Raw genomic sequence first — 21,969 nt, 5'->3', positions numbered from 1 at the left:
GACTGCGGCGATGGATATGCGCCCCGAGAGCCGCGGCCGCGATGCCGGCTCTGAGAAGGGAAGCGTTTCATGGACGGTGACCACGCGGCGCTGCGAAGCGTGGCTGACGACCTGGTCGGGCGTGAAGAGGAAGTAAGGCTGCTCGAGTCCTTCGTCGACGAGGCGACCGCAAGCGGCGGCCTCCTGGTGCTGTCGGGAGAACCAGGGGTCGGCAAGTCGGTCCTGCTGGACGTCGCCGCGAAAGCTGCGGCGGGAGCTGGAGCACTGGTGCTGCGCTCCGATGGCGTGGAATCCGTGGAGAGCGTGAGCTTCTCGAACCTGAGCACCGTGCTCGCACCCTTGCACAGGGAGATCGACGGGCTCGAACCTGCGCACCGTCACGCGCTCATGGTGGCGCTGGGCATGAGCGACGAAGCCGCGGTGGACCGCGTCATCGTGTACAACGCCGCCCTCGCGCTGCTTCGCAGAGCAGCCAGTGCCGGTCCGTTGCTGATGGTGGTCGACGACCTGCAGTGGATCGACCGCGCCAGCGCGGCAGCGCTCGCGTTCATTGCTCGACGGCTGACCGGAAGTGCGGTGGCATTTCTTGCCGCATCGCGGCCCGGTGCCGAAACAGGCTTCGACTGGACGGGACTCCCCGAGCTGGAGCTGCGCCCCCTGGACCGCGCGGCTTCGGCCAGGCTGGTCCGCGGCCGGTTTCCTGAGCTGAGCCCGCGAACGATGCAGTTCGTCCTGGAACAGGCGCAGGGCAATCCGCTCGCCCTGCTGGAACTTCCGGCTGCGGTCAGCGAGCTGCGACACGCCAGTCTGGGCACACAGTCCACGGTGTTGCCGCTCAGCCGTCGCCTGCAGAACCTGTACGCGTCCCGGGTCGAGGAATTGCCGCCGTCCACTCGACGGCTGCTGCTCCTGGCCGCCCTGGAGGGCACGGGTGACCTGCGCATCCTGCGAGCGGCTGCTCCGGGCAAGGATGCTCTCGGTGACCTGGCCCCCGCGGAGCGGGCCCAACTGGTACGCGTCGAAAATCGAGGCCTGGCGCGGTTGGCCTTCCGCCACCCACTGGTCCGCGCGACGATCGTGTCGAGCTCGACAAGCGGGGAGCGCGTGGCCGCGCATGCGGCTCTGGCGCAGGCGCTTTCCGATCGGCCCGATCGTCAGGTCTGGCACCTCGTGGAGGCAACAGCCGAACCCGACGAGCACGTCGCCACACTCCTTGAAAAGGCCGCATACCGGACGCGTCGTCGCGGTGACGCCAGCGGTGCTCTCAACGCGCTGGTCCGGGCCGCTGACCTCAGCCCCGGCCCTGCAGATCGGAGCAGACGCCTGGTCGAAGCCGCCTGCATAGGCTCCGAGGTCGCCGGGGAACTGCCCGCGGCAGCTCAACTGCTCGCGGAAGCCAGGCGCGCCGACCCCCATCTCAGGGGATCGCTGCGCGCCGCGACCGCCGCGTCCAACGTCCTGCTCAACAGTGACGGCGACGTCAACACCGCCTACCGGCTGCTCTTCGGCGCAATCGCCACCCGCACGGGTCGTCCCGAACAGGGTGACGAAGAGGCGCTTCGGGAAGCGCTGCGTGCTTTGATCAGGGTGTGCCTGATCGGCGGCAGAGCGGATCTGTGGGACAGGTTCCACGCTTTCTCGGCGCAGGCGACCGTACAGTTGCCGAGGCCACTGGAGCTGGTCAGCAGCTACGCCGACCCGACCCGCGCCACTGATCAATCCCGCGCCCGCCTGGACACGGCGATCCGCGACCTGCACATGGAAGCTGATCCGAGCCGGATTGTGCAGATCGGCAGGGCCGCAGCGATGGTGGACCGAACGGCACAGTGCCGCTCAGCTCTCTGGCGCGTCATCGACGACGGGCGGGATGGCGGAGCCGTCGCTTCAGCGATCTACGCACTGATCCAGCTCTGTATGGACGATTTCACGACGGGGCAGTGGGATGAGTGCGCGCTGCTCGCGGCCGAAGGCCTCAGGCTGAGCGATACGTACGGATACCGACAGATAGCCCTGTCGTTCCAAGCGGCCCAGGCCATGCTCGCGGCTGTACGAGGCGACGACGACACCGTGAACGCCCTGACCCGGCAGATCACCGCATGGACAGCCCCCCGCGGGTTCCGCAGCGTCGAATGCTGGGCCCATTACGCCTCGGCCCTGGCCGCCATGGGACGCGGTGACTATGAGACCGCCTATCACCAGGCATCGGCGATCAGTCCGCCCGGGGTGCTACCCACCTATCTCCCCTCAGCCCTCCGGGTGCCCATGGACTTGGTGGAGGCCGCCGTCCGTACCGGACGCCGGGCCCAAGCGCTCGCCCATGCGGCCGCCATGCGACAGGCCGGCATCGCCGCAGTATCTCCACGGCTGGCGCTGCTGACCGCGGGCTCGGCCGCCATCGCCGCGCCCGAGGACCAGGCCACCGCACTCTTCGAGGAAGCCCTCGCGATCCCCGGGACCGAGCGGTGGCCGTTCGCGGTCGCCCGCGTTCGCCTCGCCTACGGTCAACACCTCCGGCACGCGCGCGCCGCGAAAGACGCCCGGCTTCATCTCGCCGCGGCCCTCGACACCTTCCGTCATCTCGGAGCCACGCCTTGGGCCGCCCGTGCCGCGGAGGAACTCCGGGCCATCGGCCACGCCACGTCATGGGCGCATGGCAACCTGCCGGCGAACCCGCTCTCATCCCAAGAACACCGGATCGCGACCCTCGCGGCGTCGGGCATGACCAACAAGCAGATAGGGGCGCGGCTGTCCCTCTCCCACCGGAGCGTGGCAGCCCATCTGCACCGGCTCTACCCCAAGCTCGGCATCACCTCTCGCGTCACTCTCGCCGCGGCTCTGGCCGCACTGCCCCCACAGGACCCGTCGCAGGGGCCCGGGCAGGAGGACTCAGACGACAACCGTGACGGCAGGCCGGCGGCACGGGCGGCACAGACGCGTTCCTCGCCCCGGGCTCACAGGCGGTGACGCAGCTCCGGTTCGGCGATCGGGGTGTGCTCGGTGCTGGTGGTGAAGCAGGTCAGCCGATGACTGTCGGCGTCGGTGAAACGCAACCGGGCGAACCGGGCGCCGGGATGCGGGCGTTCCTTGCGGACGACAAGCCGCAGCTGCTTGGGCCAGGGCCTGCCTGGCGGCCTCGATGGGGTCGGCAGCGGTGGCGGAGCATGCGTCTTCCGGACCGCGGCAGCGTCCTGCTTCTTGGAACGGGCGATCGCGAGCGCCCGATCGACGCACTCGGTGCGCGCCTCTCCGGGTTCAGGTGCAGGCTGACACCGGCCTTCGGGCGTCCGGTCAAATGACGGATGTAGCGGCACGTGGCGTTCCCGAAGAATCCAGGCGGGACGGCATCGTGCGGAGGGCCGTCGTGGCGGCGACCGTCTCTATGGACCTCCGGGTGCCGGTCGCCGCGCGACCTGGGAGACCGGCGACCGCTTCCGGCGCCGTCCGTACCGCGCGAACCCAGCCCGGCAACTCAGCACTGTCTCGAAGGAGCACCTGCCATGGAATACCTCGTCACCATGACCACCCGCGTTCCGGAGGGAACCTCAGCGGCAGAAGTGGACGCGGTCCGCGCCCGCGAGGCCGCGAACTCCCGCAAGCTCGCCGACCAGGGGCAGTTGCTGCGGTTGTGGCGCCCGCCTCTGCAGCCGGGCGAGTGGCGGACTCTCGGGCTGTTCGCCGCGCCTGACGCCGCGCGCCTGGAGGACATCCTGAGCTCCATGCCGCTACGCGTCTGGCGCCAGGATGAGGTCGAGCCTCTGTCGCCGCACCCGAACGACCCGGGACCGGCCTCAGTCGACGCGTCGATCGCCGCTCCTGAGTTCCTGGTGACCTTCGTCGTGGCCGCTCCTGGGGATGCACCGTCCCAGGCACGGGAGGACGGCACCACCGCGGAGGCGGTCCGCGCGAAGGAACTGGCCGAGGAGGGGTACCTGGTGCGGCTGTGGAACGCGCCTGGCGAGGGGCGTGCGCTGGGCCTGTGGCGCGCCCGGGACGCCGCCGAGATGCAGACCCTCCTGGACTCGCTCCCTCTGGCGCCGTGGCTGTCCATGGAGACGACGCCGCTGAGTGAGCATCCGAACGACCCGGGGCTGGGCAGGAGCTGACGGCCGCCGAGTCCGGACGGCCGGGCATGCGCGGCCGAAGGTCCGTTCGGTGACCGACGCGCGTTGACTGGCGGCCGGTGTCCGTTGCCGGTGCATCCGTCGGGACCGGCTTTCTCCTTTCTGCTAGGCGCAGGCTTCTATCGCAGGTCACAGCTGGTGACAGGGCCGAGCTCACAGAGCACCCCCTTTTGACGGTGGCAGGGCGGTCGTTTAGCGTCATTTAGGCGACCGGTCGTCTACGACGCGCTTCGAGAGGGTCTTCATGGGTACTGTGGCTCGAAAGGTCGCCATCATCACCGGTGCGTCACGGGGGGTCGGGGAAGGTCTCGTCGCCGGTTACCGCAGGCTGGGGTACGGCGTCGTCGCGACCTCGCGCAGTATCAAGGAGTCCCAGGACCTGGACGTGGTGACGGTCCGGGGAGACATTGCCGACCCGGCTACCGCACGGCGTGTGATCAGGGCAGGTCTCGACCGGTTCGGGCGCATCGACGCCCTGGTCAACAACGGCGGTGCGATTGCGGCCAAGTCCTTCACCGAGTACACGTCGGCGGAGTTCGAGGCGGTGACCAGCGTCAACCTGAACGGGTTCCTCCGACTCACTCAGCTCACGGTGAAGCAGATGCTCACGTACGGTGGCGGGCACGTCGTGCAGATCATCTCCAGCCCGTCGTCTCACGCGAGTTGGGACGTTTCCTCGGTGCTGGCCTCGCTGGCCAGGGGAGGACTTCAATCTGCAACCAAGGCGTTGGCCGGCGAGTTCGCCTGCAAGGGCATCCGCAGCAACGCAGTCGCACTCGGCGTCATCAGGAACCCGATGCGCCCCGAGGCCTACAACCAGACGCTGGCAGCGATGCATCCGCTCGGCCGCCTGGGCGAGATCGACGACATCGTCGACGCCGTGCTGTACCTGGAGAACGCCTCATTCGTCACCGGTGCGACCCTCCACGTCGACGGCGGACAGAGCGCCGGTCACTGAGCAAGCGGGGCTACCCGGCAGACAGACGGCGCCCCTCCGCATAGGAGTTTGTGATGAGTAGGACATTCCTGATCACAGGAGTCGGCAGCGGGATGGGGCGTGCTTTCGCCGAGGCGGCCCTGGCCGCCGGACACTCGGTCGTCGGCACGGTCCGCAAGCCGGACCAGATCGCCGAGTTCGAGGCACTCGGGCCCGGTCGTGCCACCGGGATGCTGCTGGAGGTCACTGACGACGCCGCCGTGAGGCGTGTGGTCGGCGAGGTGGAGACGCGCGTCGGTCCTGTCGACGTACTGATCAGCAATGCCGGATACGGCCTGGAGGGGACCGTCGAGGAATCCTCCATGGAGGATCTGCGTCGGCAGTTCGACGTCAATGTGTTCGGCTGCGTTGCGGTCATCAAGGCGGTGCTGCCGTCCATGCGGCGCCGCCGCACCGGACACATTGTCACCGTCTCCTCGATGGCGGGCCTGACCGCGCTGCCCGGTGTGGCCTTCTACGGAGCCAGCAAGTTCGCCATCGAGGGGATTGCGGGCTCCCTCGCCCAGGAGGTGGCGAGCTTCGGCATCCACGTCACGTCCCTGGCCCTGGGCGCGTTCCGAACCGACTGGGCAGGCCGCTCGATGACCCGGGTCTCGCGCAGCATCCCCGACTACGACGCCGTATTCGACCCGATCCGGGCCGCCCGTCAGGCCAAGGACGGCAACCAGATCGGTGATCCGGCCCGTGCCGCCAAGGCTCTGCTCACGGTGCTGGACGCGGACGAGCCCCCGGTGCACCTGGTCCTGGGCACCGACGCGGTGCACCTGATCGAGCAAGGCCAGGACCGGCTGAGCCACGACATCGCTGCCTGGGCACACCTGACATCCTCCACCAGCTACCCGGCTGGTCGGTAAGCCGACCCGCGACAGACTCTGGCCGCGGCCGTCATTTGGACATCCATGATGAGCGAATCCCGCACACCTGTATCCGTCGACTTCTGGTTCGACGCCGTCTGCCCGTGGACCTGGCTGACGTCACGTTGGATCCTTGAGGTCCAAAAGATCCGCCCGGTCAGCGTGACGTGGCACGTCATGAGCCTGTCGGTCCTCAACGAAGGGCGCATGGACGAGCTCCCGCCGCAGAACCGGGAACTGATGGATCAGGCGTGGGCGCCTGCCCGTGTACTGACAGCGGCAGAGGAAGAGTTCGGGCCCCGCGTCCTGGAACCGCTGTACACCGCGCTCGGCACCCGGTACCACCCCCGGCAGCAGGACAAGACCAGGGCTACGATCGAAGCGGCTCTGCGCGAGGTCGGACTGCCCGAACGCCTCGCCGAGGCTGGTGAGTCGGACGCCTACGACCAAGCCCTACGCCAGTCCCACGGCGAGGGCATTGCACTGGTCGGCCAGCAAGTGGGCAGTCCGATCATCGCGGTTCCGGGCCCCGAGGGCGACGACAAGACTGCCTTCTTCGGGCCGGTGGTGACACCCAGCCCGACGGGCGAGGAAGCCGGCCGCCTGTGGGACGGCACCCTGGCTGTGACCTCGGTGTCCGGCTTCTACGAGATCAAGCGCGGCCGTACCGTCGGCCCGATCTTCGACTGACCCCGGGAGCCTGAGCACTGCTCTCGGGCCGACCGGAGATCTGGGAGATCTGTCCCTCCCTGCTGCCGCCGATCACTCCTGGTTATGGCGCGAGCATGTATTCGATTCGACCCGAATTCGACCCGTTGTATCTAGCCGCCGGGAACAAATCCGCCCAGTCAATTGACTGATGTAAGTCCCTTCGGCCTGCGGGAAAGATAGACGTACGTCCTCCGTGGATGGCGGAAGGAAAGACGCGCCACCACCTACGGAGTGTTCACGCCGCTCGACCGCCGCCTGAAACCGACACTCGGTCGACTGCTACCTGCATGGCGGAATCCCTATTATCCGTGTCGTTTCTGCGCCTGATGTGGTCACGGGCCGGCCCCGTAGATTCGTTGTGTGCCGGAAGACCTGTGGTCGTCGTAGGGGGAGTGAGCACATGCAACTCGGTTGGAACAGAGCGCGATCACGTGGTTCGCATTCCGGGAGAAGGGATTGGCCATTGTGCGGCCGTATCCGAGCCGCCGTCTACCCGCAAGTTCTCTCGAAATGACATCCCGATGGTCGGACCAGGTGGCGCATAACGGCGGTGGCCGCCGACCGAAGCAGGAGAGGAACGTGAGTGAACATCATCAGAGGCAACCGAAAGCAGGCGCAAGCCAAGCGCGCGGACAGTGAGGCCGGGGAACCGCTGGGCCGGCGTGGCGTCCTTGGCGGCCTGGCCGCCATCCCTGTCCTGTACGGCCTCGTCGGGGCAGCCACCCCGGCCTCGGCCACCTCGGCGCAGCCTGACGGCGTCCCGTCGGCCGACGGTGACCTGGAGCGCGGTGAGGAGCGGCGGTATCACGCCCCGCAGCTCACTCGGGGAACCCGTCTGGTACTGCCCGCGGGCGTCAAGTCTGTGTCCGTCCAGGATTACTATCACGGTCCGCACATCGCGCCGGTCCAGACCGCATGGCCGCACGTAACGGCGACCGACGGCACCACGGTCGACGCGTCGGTCATTCCCGAACGCGGCGCTCCCACCCGTATCGCCGTCCTGAGCGGGTTCACCCAAGGCTGGTATGAGCTCAGCCATGCGAACGGGCGAGACCACCGCGTGACCTGGGATGCTCACCGGTTCCCGTTCGTGTGGTTCTACGGGGAGTTCGGCGGCACGGACGAGTCTCCGTACGACCGGTTCTACACGCTCGCGCTCCAGCCGTTCTCCCATAACCCGTACCCCCGCAAAACCCCGGCCAAGTAGGAGCGCAATGTCCCACCACCTTGACCTCCCATCAGATGAAACGCTGGACATCACCGACGCCTACTGCTTTGCCGGGGCCGGTGACCTGCACGGTCCGCGCACGGTATTCGGAGTCAATACCTCGCCGCTGAACGGAAATCCCTGGAACCCCGCGGGCTACTACGAGCTGAAAATCGACACCAATGACGATTACGTCGAGGACATCACGTATCGCGCCACGTTCCCGATCGGGCCCGACGGCACGCAGTACGTGCGGGTGGAGCAACTCACCGGCGCCGCAGCCGCTGACCGTACCGCCTCGGGCACCGTCATCACGCCTCCCAACGCCCCCGTCGGCGAAGTCGTCGAATGCCTCCACGGCATCAAGCTCTTCGCCGGGAAGCGCCGCGACCCGTTCTACAATTTCGTCCCCTTTCCCATCGCGACGACGAACGCACTGGCGGCCGGTACTTTCCCCGACTACGAATCGCTGCGTCCCGCCACCGACACCTTCCTCAACACCAGCGTGAGGTCCTTCGTTCTTGAGGTGCCGGTAAAGGTCACGGGCCGCGGTCGGGTGCACTTCTGGGCGACCACCGCTTACTTCGACAAGGGGCACAGCACCTGGGTCCAGCTTCAGCGGGCCGGAGCTCCCAACATGACCACCTTCTTCAAGTTCGACACCGGCTCGGCGCAGGTCGCCAACTTCAACGCCACCGCCCCCACGTTCGACCTCGTGGGCAGGCCCGCCCGCCCCGCAACCGATCCCGCCTCGGGAATCTGGGGTCAGGTGCGGGACAACATCGCAGCGGTCGTCGAGGCCGGCAAGACGTACCGCAGCCTTCCCCACCGCTTCCCCACCGCACGGGCCTACGGCGCGTGGGCGGCAGACAGGCTGCTCCCGAACGTCATCACGTTCGAGCCTGGCACCGTCGCCTTCTGGAACCCCTGGTACGGCATTCGTAATGGCAAGGGCATCATCGAGGACATCGCGTCCAACGTCATCAAGATGATCGTGAACCAGGACTTCTCCTCGGGGCTCAGGCCGCAGCCGGTCCTCGACTACTTCCCTTATCTCTCCGAGCCGCCGACATCCTGACCCGGTGTCGATGACCCGCTGTGCCGCCCCCCCCCGGGCCGACCCGGGATTCGGACCAGAGGATTCTGGCCGGAAACCCACCGTTCGGACCGAACGGACACTCAAGGAGAAAACAATGCCACTGCTCACCGCGTCGAAGGTCCCTGACGGGTTCGTCGAGAAGACGACTCAAGTCAACGGAATCACGGTCAACTACGCCGTAGGCGGCGCCGGCCCCACGGTTGTTCTGATCCACGGATATCCGCAGACCTGGTACTCATGGCGGAAAATCATGCCGGCGCTCGCGGAGCGGTACACCGTGATCGCGCCTGATCTCCGCGGTTCCGGCGGCTCGGACGCTCCCGAGAGCGGATACGACAAGGCCACCCTCGCGGACGATGTACACCAGTTGCTGGTTGCGCTCGGGCTCGAAGAGCAGGTCAACGTCGTCGGACACGACATCGGGACCATGGTCGCGTACGCCTACGCGGCCGCTCATCGAAGCTCGACACGGCGGCTCGTGCTGCTGGAGGCCCCTCAGGTCGACGAGATGGCGTACGAGCTGCCGGCGTGGACCGAGAACGGACCTGGCTTGTGGAACTTCGGCTTCTTCACGCTCGACAACGATCTGCAAGAGAAGATCGTCGCCGGACGCGAGGACATCTGGGTCGAAGGCTTCATCGGCTGGATGGAAGAGGTGAAGGGGGGAGTGGACGATCAGGCGCTCGCCGAGTACGCGCAGGCCCTGCGACGTCCTGGATACCTGCGCGCGTCCTACGAGTACTTCAAGTCCTTCCCTCGTGACGTCCAGGACACGATCCGCAACCGCGGCACGACGCTGACCATGCCCGTGTTGGCCGTCGGCGCCGAAGGCGCGCTCGGCGAACTGGTCCCCGAACAGGCGCAAAGGTACGCCGACGATGTGACCGGCGCTGTGATTCCGGGCGGCCACTGGATCCCAGAAGAGGCTCCGGAGGTCCTGCTCGACCACCTGCTGCCGTTCCTTGACAAGTAGTGCCCCAGGACTGGAGAAGTCACCTCGAACCCTGCATGTCCAGCAGTAGTTCCTGGTCGTGTGATCTTCCCGCCGTACGCGGATGAAGGCAGGGCCTCTTGGCAGCTCGGGGTGCAACCCCGTTCCGAGCGGTTCCCGGAGGCCCTGTTGCCGTTCCTGCGCGCGCCCGAGCCCGTTTGGACGAGCGGCTGCCGGCGGTACTGGCGACTGATCGGGTTGAGGTGAGGCGGGTCCATGTTCTGGCGGGGCACCCGGCAGGGCGGCATGTTCACAACGGGCCGGTGTTCGGGAGCATCGTTGAGGGCTCGGTGCTGTTCCAGGTCGAGGGCGAGAACGAGGTGATTCTGCGTCCGGGCGATGTGTTCTTCGAACCCGCCGGGGTTCCCATCGCGCACTTCGACGCGTTGGACGAGAACGTGACGTTCCTTGGCTACTTCCCGCTCACTGCCGGCCAGGAGCCCGGGTTGCGCAGATGACACTGCAGGCCAACGAGACGAAAACGCCGTGGAGTTCGAGGCGCCGTTCCCAGCGCACGGCGAGGCGTTTGAACTGGCGGAGCAGGGCGAAGGTCTGCTCGATGACATAGCGGAGCTTGCCCAGGCCCTTGATGTTCGACCGGGCGCAGGGTCTGGGTGATGTCGTTGGCGTTGGCGGCGGTCGTGATGACGTGCAACGGAGTTCCTCCGCGGGAACCTTTGGCGCCCACGGCGCTGGCGCCGCCGTCTCCAACGCGTCTTCTGATCTCGGCGTTGTTCGGCATCCGGCACTGCGAGGAGTCGCGTCGCTCCTGCGGACGAAGGCGAGCCGAAGTTGCCGCCGGGGGCCTGCGTCCTGGGCAGCTCACACATCGACCACATTGATTGTACCGACCGGTCGAAGTATGATTCCCTGCGTGCACATCGGAGTGCCGTCGACCAGGCACAGGGTGCGAGGCGGGCAGCTCCGTCGATGCCATGACGAGCGCGCGGTCCGGCGCCGTCCGGCGACGAGGTCAAGGAAGAGGAGTGCGGACATGGCCGAGAAGGTGACCGGTGCCGGCGTGACGGAGGAGACCCCGAAGTTCCCTTCGCCCCGGGCGGCGGAGTGCCCGTTCGCACCGCCGCCGGGTCTGCGCGCGCTGCACGGCACGGGCAAGTCGGTGCAGAGGGTCGAGACCTGGGACGGCACCACCCCGTGGCTGGCCACGACCCACGCCGCGACGCGGCAGTTGCTGGCCGACCCGCGGCTCAGTGCCAACATCGGCGCTCCCGGGTATCCGCACACCACTGCGGGCATGAAGGCGCACGCGGACCAGATGCAGCCCTCGATCAACAACACCGACGGCCCCGAGCACCAGCGCTGGCGCCGGATGCTGACGAGTTCCTTCACCCGGCACCGGATGGAGAAGCTGCGCCCGGAGATCCAGCGGATCACCGACGACCTCATCGACAAGATGCTCGCGGGCCCGAACCCGACGGAGCTGAACGAGGCGCTGTCGCTGCCCCTGCCCTCCCTCATGATCTGCGCGCTGCTCGGTGTGCCCTACGAGGACCACGACTTCTTCCAGCACCACGCCGGGGTCACCAACGCACGGTTCCAGACGCCCGAGCAGGGCGCCGAGACCGCCAGGGTGCTGCGCGAGTACATCTCCGGGCTCATCGAGGCCAAGATGGACGACCCCGGCGAGGACGTCCTCTCCGACCTCGCCGAGCGTGTGAAGGCGGGCGACCTGTCCATGACGGAGGCCGCCCCGCTCGGGCACATCCTGCTCGTCGCCGGCCACGACACCAGCGCGAACATGATCACCCTGGGCACTGCCGTGCTCCTGGAGAACCCCGATCAGCTCGCCGCCCTGCGGGACCACAGCGACGATCCGAAGTTCGTGGCCAACGCCGTCGAGGAACTGCTGCGGTATCTGACCATTCCGCACCTGCTCGCCCGGCGTGCGGTCGCCGAGGACATCGAGATCGACGGCGAGGTCATCCGCGCGGGAGAGGGCGTCATCGCGTCCCTGGTGGCGGCCAACTGGGACCCGGAGGCGTTCCCGGAGCCCGAGAAGCTCGATCTCGTACGCAAGGCCGCCCATCACATGGCGTTCAGCTGGGGTCCGCACCAGTGCATCGGCCAGCAGCTGGCCCGCATCGAACTCCACGTGGTGTTCAGCACGCTGTTCCGCCGGATCCCGACGCTGCGGATGGCGGCCGACCTGTCGGAACTGAAGTTCAAGGAGGACTCGCAGGCCTACGGCATCTACGAGCTGCCCGTCGCCTGGTAGCCCGCCCCCTGGGTGCAAACCGGGGCGAGGCGAGTCTTGACGCGAGCGGTGTTCCGTGAAGGGACCGGTCCGCTACGGCGACCGACTCCACCACGTGAGCGCCGCTCGCGTTCGGCGTTTCCGCTTCCGGACCCGCAGCAGGCTGTCCCAACCGCCCCGAAGCATGACAGCCGCCCCTTGTCGCCCGGCCACCGGGAGGACCGATTGTCGGGGTGGAGAGCACGACCATAGCGTCGCGTCAAAGAGCCGATCTCACGGGGAGCGACGATGACGCTACGCCAATCCCGCACGGCGAACACACCGAGCCAGGACAGACAGGGCTGGACACCGCGGCTCGTCGTGTCGACGATCGCCATGGTGATGGTGGTGGAACTGGTCGCGCTGAGCTACACGATGACGTCGACGGCGCTCCCCTCGGTCACCCGGCACTTCCGTACCGACCAAGGCGGTTGGCTCCTCACCTGCTACATGCTCACCGGCGCGGTCGTCAGCCCACTCCTGGGCAAACTGGCCGACCTGTACGGCAAACGCCGGGTGCTGCTCGGCGGCCTGACCGTGGCCACAGCCGGTGCGGCCGTCTCCGCGGTCGCGCCGAGCTTCGGAGTCCTCCTGGTCGGCCGGTGCCTGGAGGGGTTCGCCATCTCCGGCATGTTCCTCACCTACTCGCTGATCCGCGACGTGTATCCGCCACGCACGCTTCCCCTCGCCGCCAGTATCTCGGTGACGGGTATCGGGGCCTTCGGCGTGGGAGTGCCGTTCCTGGTCGGATGGCTGCTCGACACGTTCGGCTTCCGGGGCATGTACACCTTCAACGTGATCGTGATGGTCGTGCTGGCCGCGCTGACCCGGCTGACCACGCAGGAGACGCCGTTGCGGCACCCGGCGCGTGCCGACTACGGAGGAGCCGTGCTGCTCGGGGCCGGCGTCGCCCTTGTGCTGGTGGCGGTCAGCCAGGGACAGCGATGGGGCTGGACCTCGGCCTCCGTCCTCGGCCTGTTCGCCGTCGGCTTCGCGGCACTCGCCGGCTTCGTACTGAGGGCCCGCAGAGCGGCGGAACCCATCCTCAACATCGCACTGTTCACCCGGCGCCCGATCCTCCTGGCCGCCGTCACGGGTGCGACGGCCTACGGCGCGACGGTGGTGCCCGCCACGATCCTCCCCATCCTCTCGCTCACCCCCGCCTCCGTCGGCGGCACGTACGGCCTGGGTATGACCGCGTTCGCCTTCGCCGCCATCGCCTCACCCCAGGCCTTTGCCCAGGTGATCGGGGGAGTGACGGTCAGCCGTGCCGTCCGGCGTCTCGCAGCGCGCTGGTGCATGGTCGCCGGTCTCACGCTGATCGCGGCCGCCGGGGTCTTCCTCGTCTTCTGCCATGACAGTCTGTGGAAGGTGCTGGCGGGCGCGGTGTGCGACGGCCTGGGGACAGGGCTCGCCTACGGCTCCGTGCCGAACATGGTCATCGCGGAGACACCCCCGGAGGAACAGGCCTCCATCGCCGGCAGCGTCCAGGTGTGCCAGAGCGGTTTCGCCAGCGTCGTTCCCGTCATCATGTTCGCCATCATGGCGGGCTCGTCGACCGTCTCCGCGGCAGGCGTCCACTACGGCGAGCCGGGCATTCGCGGCGCGCTGCTGCTCATGGTCGGTCTGGCGCTCGGCGGTGCCCTGCTCGCGGTCACCGTGCTGGCGCCGAGGCGGCACACAACGGCCCCGGCGACCGTCGCCACGGCGCGCACGACGCTGGCGGAGGGGCCCGCGGACGCCTGAGCGAACGCGACCAGCCCTTGCGGGTGTCGATCTCTTCGGTGAGTTGGGGGACGACGTCGAAGAGACGTACTCGGTCGCTCTCCCGGCGACCGCTCATGCTGTGTGACGCCCGGAGGGCGCCCGGCGGTCGGTGAGCAGCAGACCCGGGGAGCCGACGCCGGAGCCGGGTCAGCCCCGTTCCGCGGCGATCGCGTGTACAGCGTCCGCGACGGCGCCGAAGGGGGCGACGGGCTGTGGGCCGAAGAACATGCGGTTGTGCAGGACAGCCACGGAGAGGCCCAGTTCGGGCTCGGTCCAGGCGATCGTGCCGCCCGCGCCGGTGTGGGACAGCACTCCCTCGGTCAGGGCCCCGCCAGGGCTGTCGTCGCTCACGCCGGGGGCGATGTGCCAGAGGCCGCCGTGCCCGACCGGCATGCCGAAGCCGTAGGTGTGGTCGATGCCCACCGGCCGGGGCCTGCGGCAGCGGCGCAGGGTGTCGCCCGTGAAGAACTGCTCTCCGTCCTGCCGCCGGGCCGCGGCGTAGGCGTCGAAGAGCCGCACCGTGGCCCGGGCCGTGGCGATGCCACCCGCGGAGGGCAACCCCGCCCGCTGGACCTGGGGCAGGTTGAACATGGACGGAGCGAACGGCAGGTGTGACGGTGACGCCTCTTCCAGCAGTCCGTCGGGACTCGTGGTGGGAGCGCTGTCGCCCACAAGGGTCGCGACGCGATGGCGTTGGCCGTCGGGCAGCCCGAGGAAGAAGTCGTCCATGCCGAGGGGGAGCAGGACCTCCTGGCGGACGATGTCCGGGAAGGGGCGCCGCCGCGGGTCGACGCGCCGCACGGCTTCTCCCAGCACCCAGCCGAAGGCGAACGGACTGTAGGCGTTTCGGGTGCCGGGCTCGGCGACCAGTGACTGCTCCGCGACCCTGGCGGCCATGGTGTCCCAGTCGCACAGCTCGTCGAGCGTGGTGTCGGCTCCGATGGTGGGCGCACCGGACCGGTGGCTGAGCACATGGTCGAAGGTGATACCTCCCTTGCCGTGCGCCGCGTACTCCGGCCAGACGTCTGCCACCGGACGATCCAGATCGATGAGGCCGCGCTGTGCGTGGACGTGGATCACGGCCGCGGTGACGGCCTTGGTCACCGAGAAGACCGGGAACAGGGTGTCGCCGTCGACGGGCTGCCCGGTCCCGGTCTCACCGGCCCAGGCGTCCACGATGAGCTCGCCGTCGAGGAGGGCCGCGATCTGTACGCCTGTCTCGCCCGCGTTGAGGGCCCGGTCCAGAGCCTTGCTGATCCTTGGGTCGGCGTTGTCCGCAACCCGCATACCGCATCCCGCCTCTGTCCGTGACGTGGGCCAAGGCCCCTGGGACTCCGCTCAGTTGTCAATGTAAGAGTATATATAGTTGACTGATGTGGCGCTATCGTCGTCGCTTGTACAGGACGGGGCCGACTGCCGACCACCACGGCCCCGGTCCGTCGCGCACACGAGGGAGGACCGATATGGCCGGGCGGGTAGAGGGCAAGGTCGCGTTCATCACCGGCGCCGCGCGTGGGCAGGGCCGCAGCCACGCACTGCGGTTGGCCGGGGAAGGCGCTGACATCATCGCGATCGACATCTGCGAGGACATCGACTCCGCGCACTATCCCCTTTCCACGGAAAAGGACCTGGCCGAGACCGCTCGCCTCGTCGAAGGAGCCGGCCGCCGGATCGTCGCCTGCCGGGCCGACGTCCGAGACCGTTCCCGGCTCGTCTCCGTCGTCAGTGACGCGGTCGCCGAACTCGGCCGCCTCGACATCGTGGTGGCGAACGCGGGGATCGCCCCGGTGGGCCTGGACGTGCCCCCGCAGGGCTTCCTGGACGCGGTCTCCGTGAATCTCGTCGGTGTCGTCAACACGGTCGAGGCCGCCCATCCGTACCTGGGATCCGGGGCGTCCGTGATCTGCATCGGCTCGTCCGCGGGCCTGATGGTGGGGAGCGTCGACAGCCCGGAAAGCGGTCCCGGCGGTGCCGGTTACTCCCATGCCAAACGCGCGGTGGCCCGCTTCGTGCACGACCTGGCGCTGCAACTGGCCCCGCGGCTGATCCGGGTCAACGCCGTCCACCCCACCAACTGCGACACGGACATGCTCCAGAGCGGACCCATGTACCGGATCTTCCGTCCCGACCTGGACAACCCGGGCCGGGAGGACGCCGAGGAGTCGTTCCGCACCACGCAGCCCATGCCGATCCCGTACGTGGACCCGTCCGACAACAGCCCTGCGGTGCTGTTCCTCGCCTCGGACGGGTCGCGGGACGTGACCGGCCTCCAGATGAAGGTCGACGCGGGCGCCATCCTGAGGCGCAGCACGTCCGGAGCGCCGGCCTGACGCAGCCGTCGTGCGGTGGGTGCGGTCCGGAGTCGCTGCCATGGCCGGCACAGCGCGCCGACCCTGGCCGTCAGTATGCGATGACGACGTCGAGAGCGTTGTCCGCGTCGGCGGACCTTCGCTTCAGCAGTGCCACAGTGCGCGCGTGCGACGAGTTCAGTCCACGACCGGCAGGGCCGGGATCCCGGGCGGCATGTTGAACGGTGTGACCACTTGTGTCGCCGAGGGCAGGGCGGGGCCGTCCTCGGGGAGTGCCTTGTGGGCCCGCATGATGATCTGGCAGGCGCGGCGCATGTCCTGGCGCAGGTCGTGGTGGAGGACCGCGGACAGGCGGCGCTCGCGCAGCAGGCGGGTGTTGTCGTGGTCGAGGTCGTGGGCGACGAAGACCGCGCAGTCCCGCCCGAGCGCGTCGAAGGCCTCAAGGGTGGCGTCATTGCCTCCGCCCACGGAGTACACGGCCACGATGTCCTCGTCATGCTTGAGGGCATCGAGCACCAGCTCGTACTGGGTGGCGTCCAGGCCGTCGCTGTCCGTGACCTCCACCAGGGATCGTCGGGGGGCGGCGATCCGCATCGCGCTGCGGAAGCCCATCTCGCGCTCCTCCTCGCCGCGGAAGGAGCCCCGGCTGACGGTGGTGAGCACGTTGCCCGGCCGGTCGCCGAGCCACTGTTCGAGCAGGTAGGCGGCGGTGGCGCCGGCCGCACGGTTGTCGATGCCGACGTAGGCGAGGCGGGCGCTGTGCGGGAGGTCGGTCACCAGGGTGACGACGGGTATGCCGGCCGCGACCAGCCGCCCGACGGCAGCTCCGACCTCCGGAACGTCCGGAGCCTTGAGGATCACGCCCTGCGAACCCCGCTTGGCGATCTTGTCCAGGGTGCCGATCAGCTCGGCCGGCGGGCAGGCCTCGCGGAAGTGGAAGCGGGAGCGCACGACGGCCGGGTGCAGCGAGGGCAGTTCGGCCTCCAGCGCCTCGCGTACGGCGGTGGAGAACCGCTGCGGTGTCTGCATCACGATGTCGATCATGAACGTACGGCCGCCGATGCGGACCTGGGCCTGCTGGCGGTCCAGGTCCTTGATGGCTTCCTGTACCTCTCTCACGGTGCTTTCCCGCACATTGCCCCGCTGATTGAGTACGCGGTCGACCGTGGCCGTGCTCAGTCCTGCCTGACGGGCGATTTCCCTGATCGGGTAGGGGTGCCTCATGAGTGATCCCAAGAGCTTCTGATGGACTTTTGATGTAATGGCAAGCATTGAATGATGGCTTCTGGTTCTCAAGACTGGCAGAAATACACGGACTGCGAAAGGACCCCAGATGTCTCCCACCGCCGCGGGAGCGCGGACTTGGCTGACCGAGGCCGACTGCGATCTCGACGCGTTCCGCTCGCTCGTCGAGCAGGAGACGGACGTCGCCGACCACCCTTCGGCGGAGCGTGTCGAGCAGAACGTGCCCCTCTACGACAGCGACCGGCTCCGCACCCTCACAGCCACCGCCGACGGCCGCCGCGAGGTCCAGGACGAGCTGGTGCGGGCGCTGCTCGACGGACCCGGCATCGTCGTCCTGAAGGGCGCGTTCGCCGACCCGGACGTCGTCGACCGGGCCACCGACGCCTTCTCCGCGCTGATCGAGGAGGAGCGGGCGAGCGGTACCGCCCGCGGTGACCACTTCGCCAGGCCCGGCGCCAACGACCGCGTCTGGAACGCCCTGGACAAGATGGCCGTACGGGCGCCCGAGGTGTTCGCCGACTACTACGCGAACGACATGATCGCGCTGATCGCCGAGGCCTGGCTGGGCCCCGCCTACCAGGTCACGTCGCAGGTCAACGTCGTCAACCCGGGCGGGGCCGCGCAGAGCGTGCACCGCGACTACCACCTCGGCTTCCTCTCCCAGGAGCGCGCCGCCGCCTACCCGGCGCACGTCCACCGCCTCTCCCCGGTGCTGACCCTGCAGGGCGCCGTCGCCCACTGCGACATGCCCGTCGAGTCCGGCCCCACGCTCTACCTCCCGCACTCGCAGAAGTACGAGCCCGGCTACCTCGCCTGGCGACTGCCGGAGTTCGTCGAGTACTTCGACGCCCACCACGTCCAGCTCCCCCTGGACAAGGGCGACGCGGCCTTCTTCAACCCCGCGCTCTTCCACGCCGCCGGGCACAACCGCTCCACCGGCATCCGCCGCATGGCCAACCTGCTCCAGATCTCCTCCGCCTTCGGCCGCGCGATGGAGACGGTGGACCGCGAGGCGATGGCGAACGCCCTCTTCCCGGTGCTGCTGCGCCGCAAGGCCGAGGGGATCTCGGAGGACTGGCTGCGCCGCGTGGTCGCCGCCACCGCCGAGGGCTACCCCTTCCCCACCAACCTGGACCTCGACCCGCCGGTCGACGGTCTCGCCCCGCCCTCCCAGGCGGACACCCTCTGGCAGGCCGTGGCCGAGGGCTGGACCCCCGACCGGCTGGGGCACGAACTGCAGGCCGGCGCCAAGCGCCGGCACGGCTGAAAGGGACACCCGACTCATGGCACTTCTTCAGGACAAGGTCGTCCTGGTCAACGGTGGCAGCCAGGGCGTCGGCGCCGGCATCGTGCGGGCGGCCGTCCGGGAGGGCGCGCAGGTCGTCTTCACCGGCCGCCGGGCCGAGGTGGGCGAGAAGCTCGCCGCCGACACGGGGGCCCGCTTCGTACAAGCGGACCTCGCCGACCCGGCGCAGGCGCGCGACTCCGTCGTACGCACCCTGGACGCGCACGGTCGGATCGACTGCCTGGTCAACGCGGCCGGCCTGACGTCCCGCGGCTCGCTCCTGGACACCACGCCCGAGCTGTTCGACCAGCACATGGCGATCAATCTGCGGGCACCGTTCTTCTCGATGCAGGCGGCGGTGGCCGACATGAAGGCCCGTGAGGCGCCCGGCACCATCGTCAACATCATCTCCAACTGCGCCCATGGCGGGCCCCCGTTCCTGGCGCCGTACTCCGCGGCCAAGGCCGGACTGGCCGGGCTCACCCGCAACGCGGCCCACGCACACCGCTGGGACAAGATCCGCATCAACGGCCTCAACATCGGCTGGACGGACACCGAGGGCGAGGACGCGACCCAGCGTGCCTTCCACGACGCGGGCGACGACTGGCGGGAGAAGGCCGCCGCGGCCCAGCCGATGGGCAAGCTCGGCCAGGTCGACGAGATCGCCGACTTCGTCGTCTTCCTGCTGTCCGACCGCAGCGGGGTGGTGACCGGCTCGGTCATCGACTGGGACCAGATCGTCTTCGGCGGCCAGGACTGAGCCGCTCTCTCGAACTGAATGGAAAGAAGAGCCGCATGCGTATAGGAATCATGGGAGCGGGCCGGATCGCGGAGGCCTGCACCCTCTCGCTTCACGAGCACCGGCCGGTGCGGTTCGACGAGGTGCGCAAGGCATGACCGACGCACCACTGCGGATCGGGGTCCTCGGCGCCGCGCGGATAGCCGAACTCTCGATCGTCGGGCCCGCTCGTGCGGGCGGCCACCGCCTGGTCGCGGTGGCCGCCCGCGACCGGGGCCGAGCCGAGACCTTCGCCGCCGCGCACGGCGTGGAGCGCGTGGCGAGCTCGTACGCCGAGCTCATGGCGGACCCGGAGATCGAAGTCGTCTACAACCCGCTGGCCAACGGCCTGCACGCGCCGTGGAACCTGGTCGCGCTCCAGGCCGGCAAACACGTCCTCACCGAGAAGCCGTCGGCGAGCAACGCCGGGGAGGCGGCCGAGGTCCGCGAGGCCGCGGCCAAGGCCGGCACCGTGTTCATGGAGGGCTTCCACTACCTCTTCCACCCGGTCACCCGACGCCTGCACGAACTGCTGGAGAGCGGGGAGCTGGGCGACCTCCGGCACGTCGAGGCCGTGGTCGCCATGCCGGCGCCGCCCGAAAGCGACGTGCGCTGGTCGCTGCCGCTGGCCGGCGGCGCGCTGATGGACCTCGGGTGCTACAGCCTGCACGCGCTGCGGATGCTCGCGCCCTGGGCCGGCGGTGCACCCCGGCTGGTCGCCGCGCGCGGTGGCGAGCGGCCAGGGGCCGCGGGGGTCGACGAGTGGCTGTACGCCGACCTGGAGTTCCCGGGCGGGGTCACCGGCACCGCCAACTGCCATATGGCGTACGACACGTGGCAGATGAGCTGCCGTGTGGTGGGCACGCGCGGTGAGGCCACGGCGATGAACTTCGTGCAGCCGCACCTGGACGACCGGGTGGTGGTGCGCACGCCCGCCGGCGAGCGAACCGAGGAACTCGGCCGCAGGTCGTCGTACACCTTCCAACTGGAGGCCTTCGCGGCCCACTTGCGGGACGGCGCACCGTTGGCCCTCGACGCGGAGGACGCGCTCACCACCATGCGTCTCATCGACGAGTGCTACCGGGCGGCCGGGTTCCCGGCCCGGCCGCGTACGGTGCTTCCGGCCACTGGCTGAGAGGAAAGGGGCGGGGGCGGTACCGGTCCGGTACCGCCCCCGCCCTTCGCGTGCCGCCTACTGGTAGAAGGCGGGCCGCTCGATCAGCTCGACCTCGACGCGCCGGCCCTCCCGCTGCGACAGCACACCCGCCTCGCACACGGCCGCGGCCGCGTAGCCGTCCCAGGCGCTCGGGCCCGTTGCCTCCCCGCGCCGTGTGGCGTCCACCCAGGCCTGGACCTCGCGGTCGTAGGCGTCCGCGAAACGCTCCAGGTAGTCCGGGGTGACACTGCCACCCCAACGGCCCGCGGTGGTCAGCCGCGGGCCCTGCTCAGGGTCGATGCGTACGGCGCCCCGCTCGCAGACCGCTTCGGCCTGCACCTGGTAGCCGTAGCCGCAGTGGCCGAAGATCTCGACGTCGACGAGGGCACCCGACTCGGTTTCGAAGAGGACGAGCTGCGGGTCGTTCATACCGGCCGGGGCGTACGACGTCGCGGCCGGCTTGTGCACGGTGACCGCGGTGATCTCCTGGTCGAGGAGCCATCGGGTCACGTCCGTCTCGTGCACCACCGAGTCGTTGATGAGCATCTCCTCGGTGAACCCCGGCGGCATGGCCGGGTTGCGGTGCCGGTGGTGCAGCATCAGCGTCCTGCCCAGATCCCCACGGGCGAGGAGTCGCCTGAGCTTCATGTACTCGGCGTCGTACCGCCGCATGAAGCCCACCTGGACGCGCCGGTGCCCGAGCCTCTGTTCCGCCTCCAGGACACGCAGGGCGGAGGCCGCGTCGGGGGTGAGCGGCTTCTCGCACAGCACCGGCAGGTCATGGCCGAGGGCTTCGAGCAGGGCCGCCTCGTGGGCGGGCCCGGGGGAGGCGAGGAGCACGGCGTCCACGTCCTGCGCCGCCATGGCGGCCGCGGTTTCGGTGTACGCCGTGCAGCCCTCGATCCCGTCCGCGAGCGTCCTGGCGCGCTCCGCCTCGATGTCGACGACGGCGGTCACGCGAGCCCCGCTGACGACCTGGTGGATTCGGCGCACATGGTCCGCGCCCATCTTCCCGGTGCCGACGACGGCTACGCCAAGGGCTTGCTGGGATGTCATGTTCCGTTGTCTCCGCTGCTGTCGGAAGTCAGTTGGCCTGCGATGCGCCGACCTGGAGGTCCTCCTCTTCGGGGAGTTCCTCGGTGTCGACGCCGCGGACCTGGGACAACTCGTGCTTGAGGGCCGCGAGTTCGGCGCC

General features: G+C 69.0%; 18 protein-coding genes and 3 pseudogenes. 15 read left to right on the top strand and 6 right to left on the bottom strand.

The features are described 5' to 3' along the window. The first annotated feature begins 69 nt into the window (after window positions 1–69). Window positions 70–2,964, top strand: coding sequence for an AAA family ATPase (locus KVT45_RS51680; protein WP_217561487.1), 2,895 nt, complete (start codon window positions 70–72; stop codon window positions 2,962–2,964). Here the strand turns inward: KVT45_RS51680 and KVT45_RS51675 are convergent. Then, window positions 2,955–3,101, bottom strand: a pseudogene (locus KVT45_RS51675) (IS1380 family transposase); the annotation flags it as partial. The gene KVT45_RS51680 and the pseudogene KVT45_RS51675 sit on opposite strands and share 10 nt — an antisense overlap. A 396-nt stretch (window positions 3,102–3,497) precedes the next feature. Here KVT45_RS51675 and KVT45_RS57300 point away from each other — a divergent pair. The 8 genes from KVT45_RS57300 to KVT45_RS51635 all read left to right on the top strand — a co-directional run bounded on the left by KVT45_RS57300 (window position 3,498) and on the right by KVT45_RS51635 (window position 10,438). After that, entirely contained in the window at window positions 3,498–4,103 is a 606-nt protein-coding gene (locus KVT45_RS57300; protein ID WP_254648605.1) for a muconolactone Delta-isomerase family protein, read from the top strand. Window positions 4,104–4,365: 262 nt separating this feature from the next. Next, window positions 4,366–5,079, top strand: coding sequence for an SDR family NAD(P)-dependent oxidoreductase (locus KVT45_RS51665; RefSeq protein ID WP_217561485.1), 714 nt, complete (start codon window positions 4,366–4,368; stop codon window positions 5,077–5,079). 53 nt (window positions 5,080–5,132) lie between these two features. After that, window positions 5,133–5,972 (top strand): oxidoreductase, encoded by an 840-nt coding sequence (locus KVT45_RS51660; protein ID WP_217561483.1) that lies wholly within the window; start codon window positions 5,133–5,135, stop codon window positions 5,970–5,972. A gap of 45 nt (window positions 5,973–6,017) precedes the next feature. Continuing rightward, window positions 6,018–6,662: a DsbA family protein gene (locus tag KVT45_RS51655; RefSeq protein WP_217561481.1), complete on the top strand. Its 645-nt coding sequence runs from the start codon at window positions 6,018–6,020 to the stop codon at window positions 6,660–6,662. A 604-nt stretch (window positions 6,663–7,266) separates the two neighbouring features. Next, a complete protein-coding gene (locus KVT45_RS51650; protein WP_217561479.1) occupies window positions 7,267–7,890 on the top strand; it encodes a hypothetical protein in 624 nt (207 codons plus the stop codon). 7 nt (window positions 7,891–7,897) lie between these two features. Then, window positions 7,898–8,968 (top strand): DUF4331 family protein, encoded by a 1,071-nt coding sequence (locus KVT45_RS51645; RefSeq protein ID WP_217561478.1) that lies wholly within the window; start codon window positions 7,898–7,900, stop codon window positions 8,966–8,968. Window positions 8,969–9,083: 115 nt separating this feature from the next. Then, on the top strand, window positions 9,084–9,962 hold the full coding sequence (locus KVT45_RS51640) for an alpha/beta fold hydrolase (protein ID WP_217561477.1): 879 nt from the start codon (window positions 9,084–9,086) through the stop codon (window positions 9,960–9,962). A 176-nt stretch (window positions 9,963–10,138) separates the two neighbouring features. Further along, a complete protein-coding gene (locus tag KVT45_RS51635; protein WP_217561476.1) occupies window positions 10,139–10,438 on the top strand; it encodes a cupin domain-containing protein in 300 nt (99 codons plus the stop codon). Here the strand turns inward: KVT45_RS51635 and KVT45_RS57295 are convergent. Beyond that, window positions 10,404–10,565: pseudogene (locus KVT45_RS57295) on the bottom strand (IS5/IS1182 family transposase); the annotation flags it as partial. The gene KVT45_RS51635 and the pseudogene KVT45_RS57295 sit on opposite strands and share 35 nt — an antisense overlap. Before the next feature lie 409 nt (window positions 10,566–10,974). On the opposite strand from KVT45_RS57295, the gene KVT45_RS51630 reads away from it, so the two are divergent. After that, window positions 10,975–12,216, top strand: a complete 1,242-nt coding sequence (locus KVT45_RS51630; protein ID WP_217561474.1) for a cytochrome P450 — start codon at window positions 10,975–10,977, stop codon at window positions 12,214–12,216. Window positions 12,217–12,483: 267 nt separating this feature from the next. Next, a complete protein-coding gene (locus KVT45_RS51625; protein ID WP_217561472.1) occupies window positions 12,484–13,980 on the top strand; it encodes an MFS transporter in 1,497 nt (498 codons plus the stop codon). A 168-nt stretch (window positions 13,981–14,148) separates the two neighbouring features. Here the strand turns inward: KVT45_RS51625 and KVT45_RS51620 are convergent, their stop codons facing one another. Continuing rightward, a complete protein-coding gene (locus KVT45_RS51620) occupies window positions 14,149–15,288 on the bottom strand; it encodes a serine hydrolase (RefSeq protein ID WP_217561470.1) in 1,140 nt (379 codons plus the stop codon). Between the two features lie 176 nt (window positions 15,289–15,464). Here KVT45_RS51620 and KVT45_RS51615 point away from each other — a divergent pair, with 176 nt between their 5' ends. Beyond that, entirely contained in the window at window positions 15,465–16,331 is an 867-nt protein-coding gene (locus tag KVT45_RS51615; RefSeq protein ID WP_217561468.1) for a mycofactocin-coupled SDR family oxidoreductase, read from the top strand. A 156-nt stretch (window positions 16,332–16,487) separates the two neighbouring features. Here the strand turns inward: KVT45_RS51615 and KVT45_RS51610 are convergent, their stop codons facing one another. After that, complete coding sequence (locus KVT45_RS51610; protein WP_217561466.1) at window positions 16,488–17,534, bottom strand: LacI family DNA-binding transcriptional regulator; 1,047 nt, start codon at window positions 17,532–17,534, stop codon at window positions 16,488–16,490. Between the two features lie 109 nt (window positions 17,535–17,643). On the opposite strand from KVT45_RS51610, the gene KVT45_RS51605 reads away from it, so the two are divergent. From KVT45_RS51605 to KVT45_RS51595, 3 genes are all read left to right on the top strand, one after another. Further along, on the top strand, window positions 17,644–18,822 hold the full coding sequence (locus KVT45_RS51605; protein ID WP_217561464.1) for a phytanoyl-CoA dioxygenase family protein: 1,179 nt from the start codon (window positions 17,644–17,646) through the stop codon (window positions 18,820–18,822). A gap of 16 nt (window positions 18,823–18,838) precedes the next feature. Then, on the top strand, window positions 18,839–19,600 hold the full coding sequence (locus KVT45_RS51600; protein WP_217561462.1) for an SDR family oxidoreductase: 762 nt from the start codon (window positions 18,839–18,841) through the stop codon (window positions 19,598–19,600). Between the two features lie 133 nt (window positions 19,601–19,733). Next, window positions 19,734–20,753 carry a Gfo/Idh/MocA family protein gene (locus KVT45_RS51595; RefSeq protein ID WP_217561460.1) on the top strand — a complete coding sequence of 340 codons (1,020 nt, stop codon included), beginning with the start codon at window positions 19,734–19,736 and terminating at the stop codon, window positions 20,751–20,753. A 57-nt stretch (window positions 20,754–20,810) separates the two neighbouring features. Here KVT45_RS51595 and KVT45_RS51590 read toward each other — a convergent pair whose 3' ends face one another. Then, on the bottom strand, window positions 20,811–21,830 hold the full coding sequence (locus KVT45_RS51590; RefSeq protein ID WP_217561458.1) for a Gfo/Idh/MocA family protein: 1,020 nt from the start codon (window positions 21,828–21,830) through the stop codon (window positions 20,811–20,813). Between the two features lie 28 nt (window positions 21,831–21,858). Continuing rightward, window positions 21,859–21,969, bottom strand: a pseudogene (locus tag KVT45_RS57290) (sugar ABC transporter ATP-binding protein); the annotation flags it as partial.

The organism is Streptomyces sp. GbtcB6, assembly GCF_019091475.1.
GTDB lineage: Bacteria > Actinomycetota > Actinomycetes > Streptomycetales > Streptomycetaceae > Streptomyces > Streptomyces hyaluromycini.
This window is presented reverse-complemented; position numbering and strand designations above follow the sequence as displayed.

Excerpts from the sequence above, each read along its gene's own strand:
- KVT45_RS51625 (WP_217561472.1), top strand. The coding sequence starts at position 12,484 with ATGACGCTACGCCAATCCCGCACGGCGAACACACCGAGCCAGGACAGA.
- KVT45_RS51645 (WP_217561478.1), top strand. The coding sequence starts at position 7,898 with ATGTCCCACCACCTTGACCTCCCATCAGATGAAACGCTGGACATCACC.
- KVT45_RS51680 (WP_217561487.1), top strand. The coding sequence starts at position 70 with ATGGACGGTGACCACGCGGCGCTGCGAAGCGTGGCTGACGACCTGGTC.
- KVT45_RS51600 (WP_217561462.1), top strand. The coding sequence starts at position 18,839 with ATGGCACTTCTTCAGGACAAGGTCGTCCTGGTCAACGGTGGCAGCCAG.
- KVT45_RS51630 (WP_217561474.1), top strand. The coding sequence starts at position 10,975 with ATGGCCGAGAAGGTGACCGGTGCCGGCGTGACGGAGGAGACCCCGAAG.
- KVT45_RS51615 (WP_217561468.1), top strand. The coding sequence starts at position 15,465 with ATGGCCGGGCGGGTAGAGGGCAAGGTCGCGTTCATCACCGGCGCCGCG.
- KVT45_RS51655 (WP_217561481.1), top strand. The coding sequence starts at position 6,018 with ATGATGAGCGAATCCCGCACACCTGTATCCGTCGACTTCTGGTTCGAC.
- KVT45_RS51660 (WP_217561483.1), top strand. The coding sequence starts at position 5,133 with ATGAGTAGGACATTCCTGATCACAGGAGTCGGCAGCGGGATGGGGCGT.
- KVT45_RS57300 (WP_254648605.1), top strand. The coding sequence starts at position 3,498 with ATGGAATACCTCGTCACCATGACCACCCGCGTTCCGGAGGGAACCTCA.
- KVT45_RS51665 (WP_217561485.1), top strand. The coding sequence starts at position 4,366 with ATGGGTACTGTGGCTCGAAAGGTCGCCATCATCACCGGTGCGTCACGG.
- KVT45_RS51595 (WP_217561460.1), top strand. The coding sequence starts at position 19,734 with ATGACCGACGCACCACTGCGGATCGGGGTCCTCGGCGCCGCGCGGATA.
- KVT45_RS51605 (WP_217561464.1), top strand. The coding sequence starts at position 17,644 with ATGTCTCCCACCGCCGCGGGAGCGCGGACTTGGCTGACCGAGGCCGAC.
- KVT45_RS51620 (WP_217561470.1), bottom strand. The coding sequence starts at position 15,288 with ATGCGGGTTGCGGACAACGCCGACCCAAGGATCAGCAAGGCTCTGGAC.
- KVT45_RS51610 (WP_217561466.1), bottom strand. The coding sequence starts at position 17,534 with ATGAGGCACCCCTACCCGATCAGGGAAATCGCCCGTCAGGCAGGACTG.
- KVT45_RS51640 (WP_217561477.1), top strand. The coding sequence starts at position 9,084 with ATGCCACTGCTCACCGCGTCGAAGGTCCCTGACGGGTTCGTCGAGAAG.
- KVT45_RS51590 (WP_217561458.1), bottom strand. The coding sequence starts at position 21,830 with ATGACATCCCAGCAAGCCCTTGGCGTAGCCGTCGTCGGCACCGGGAAG.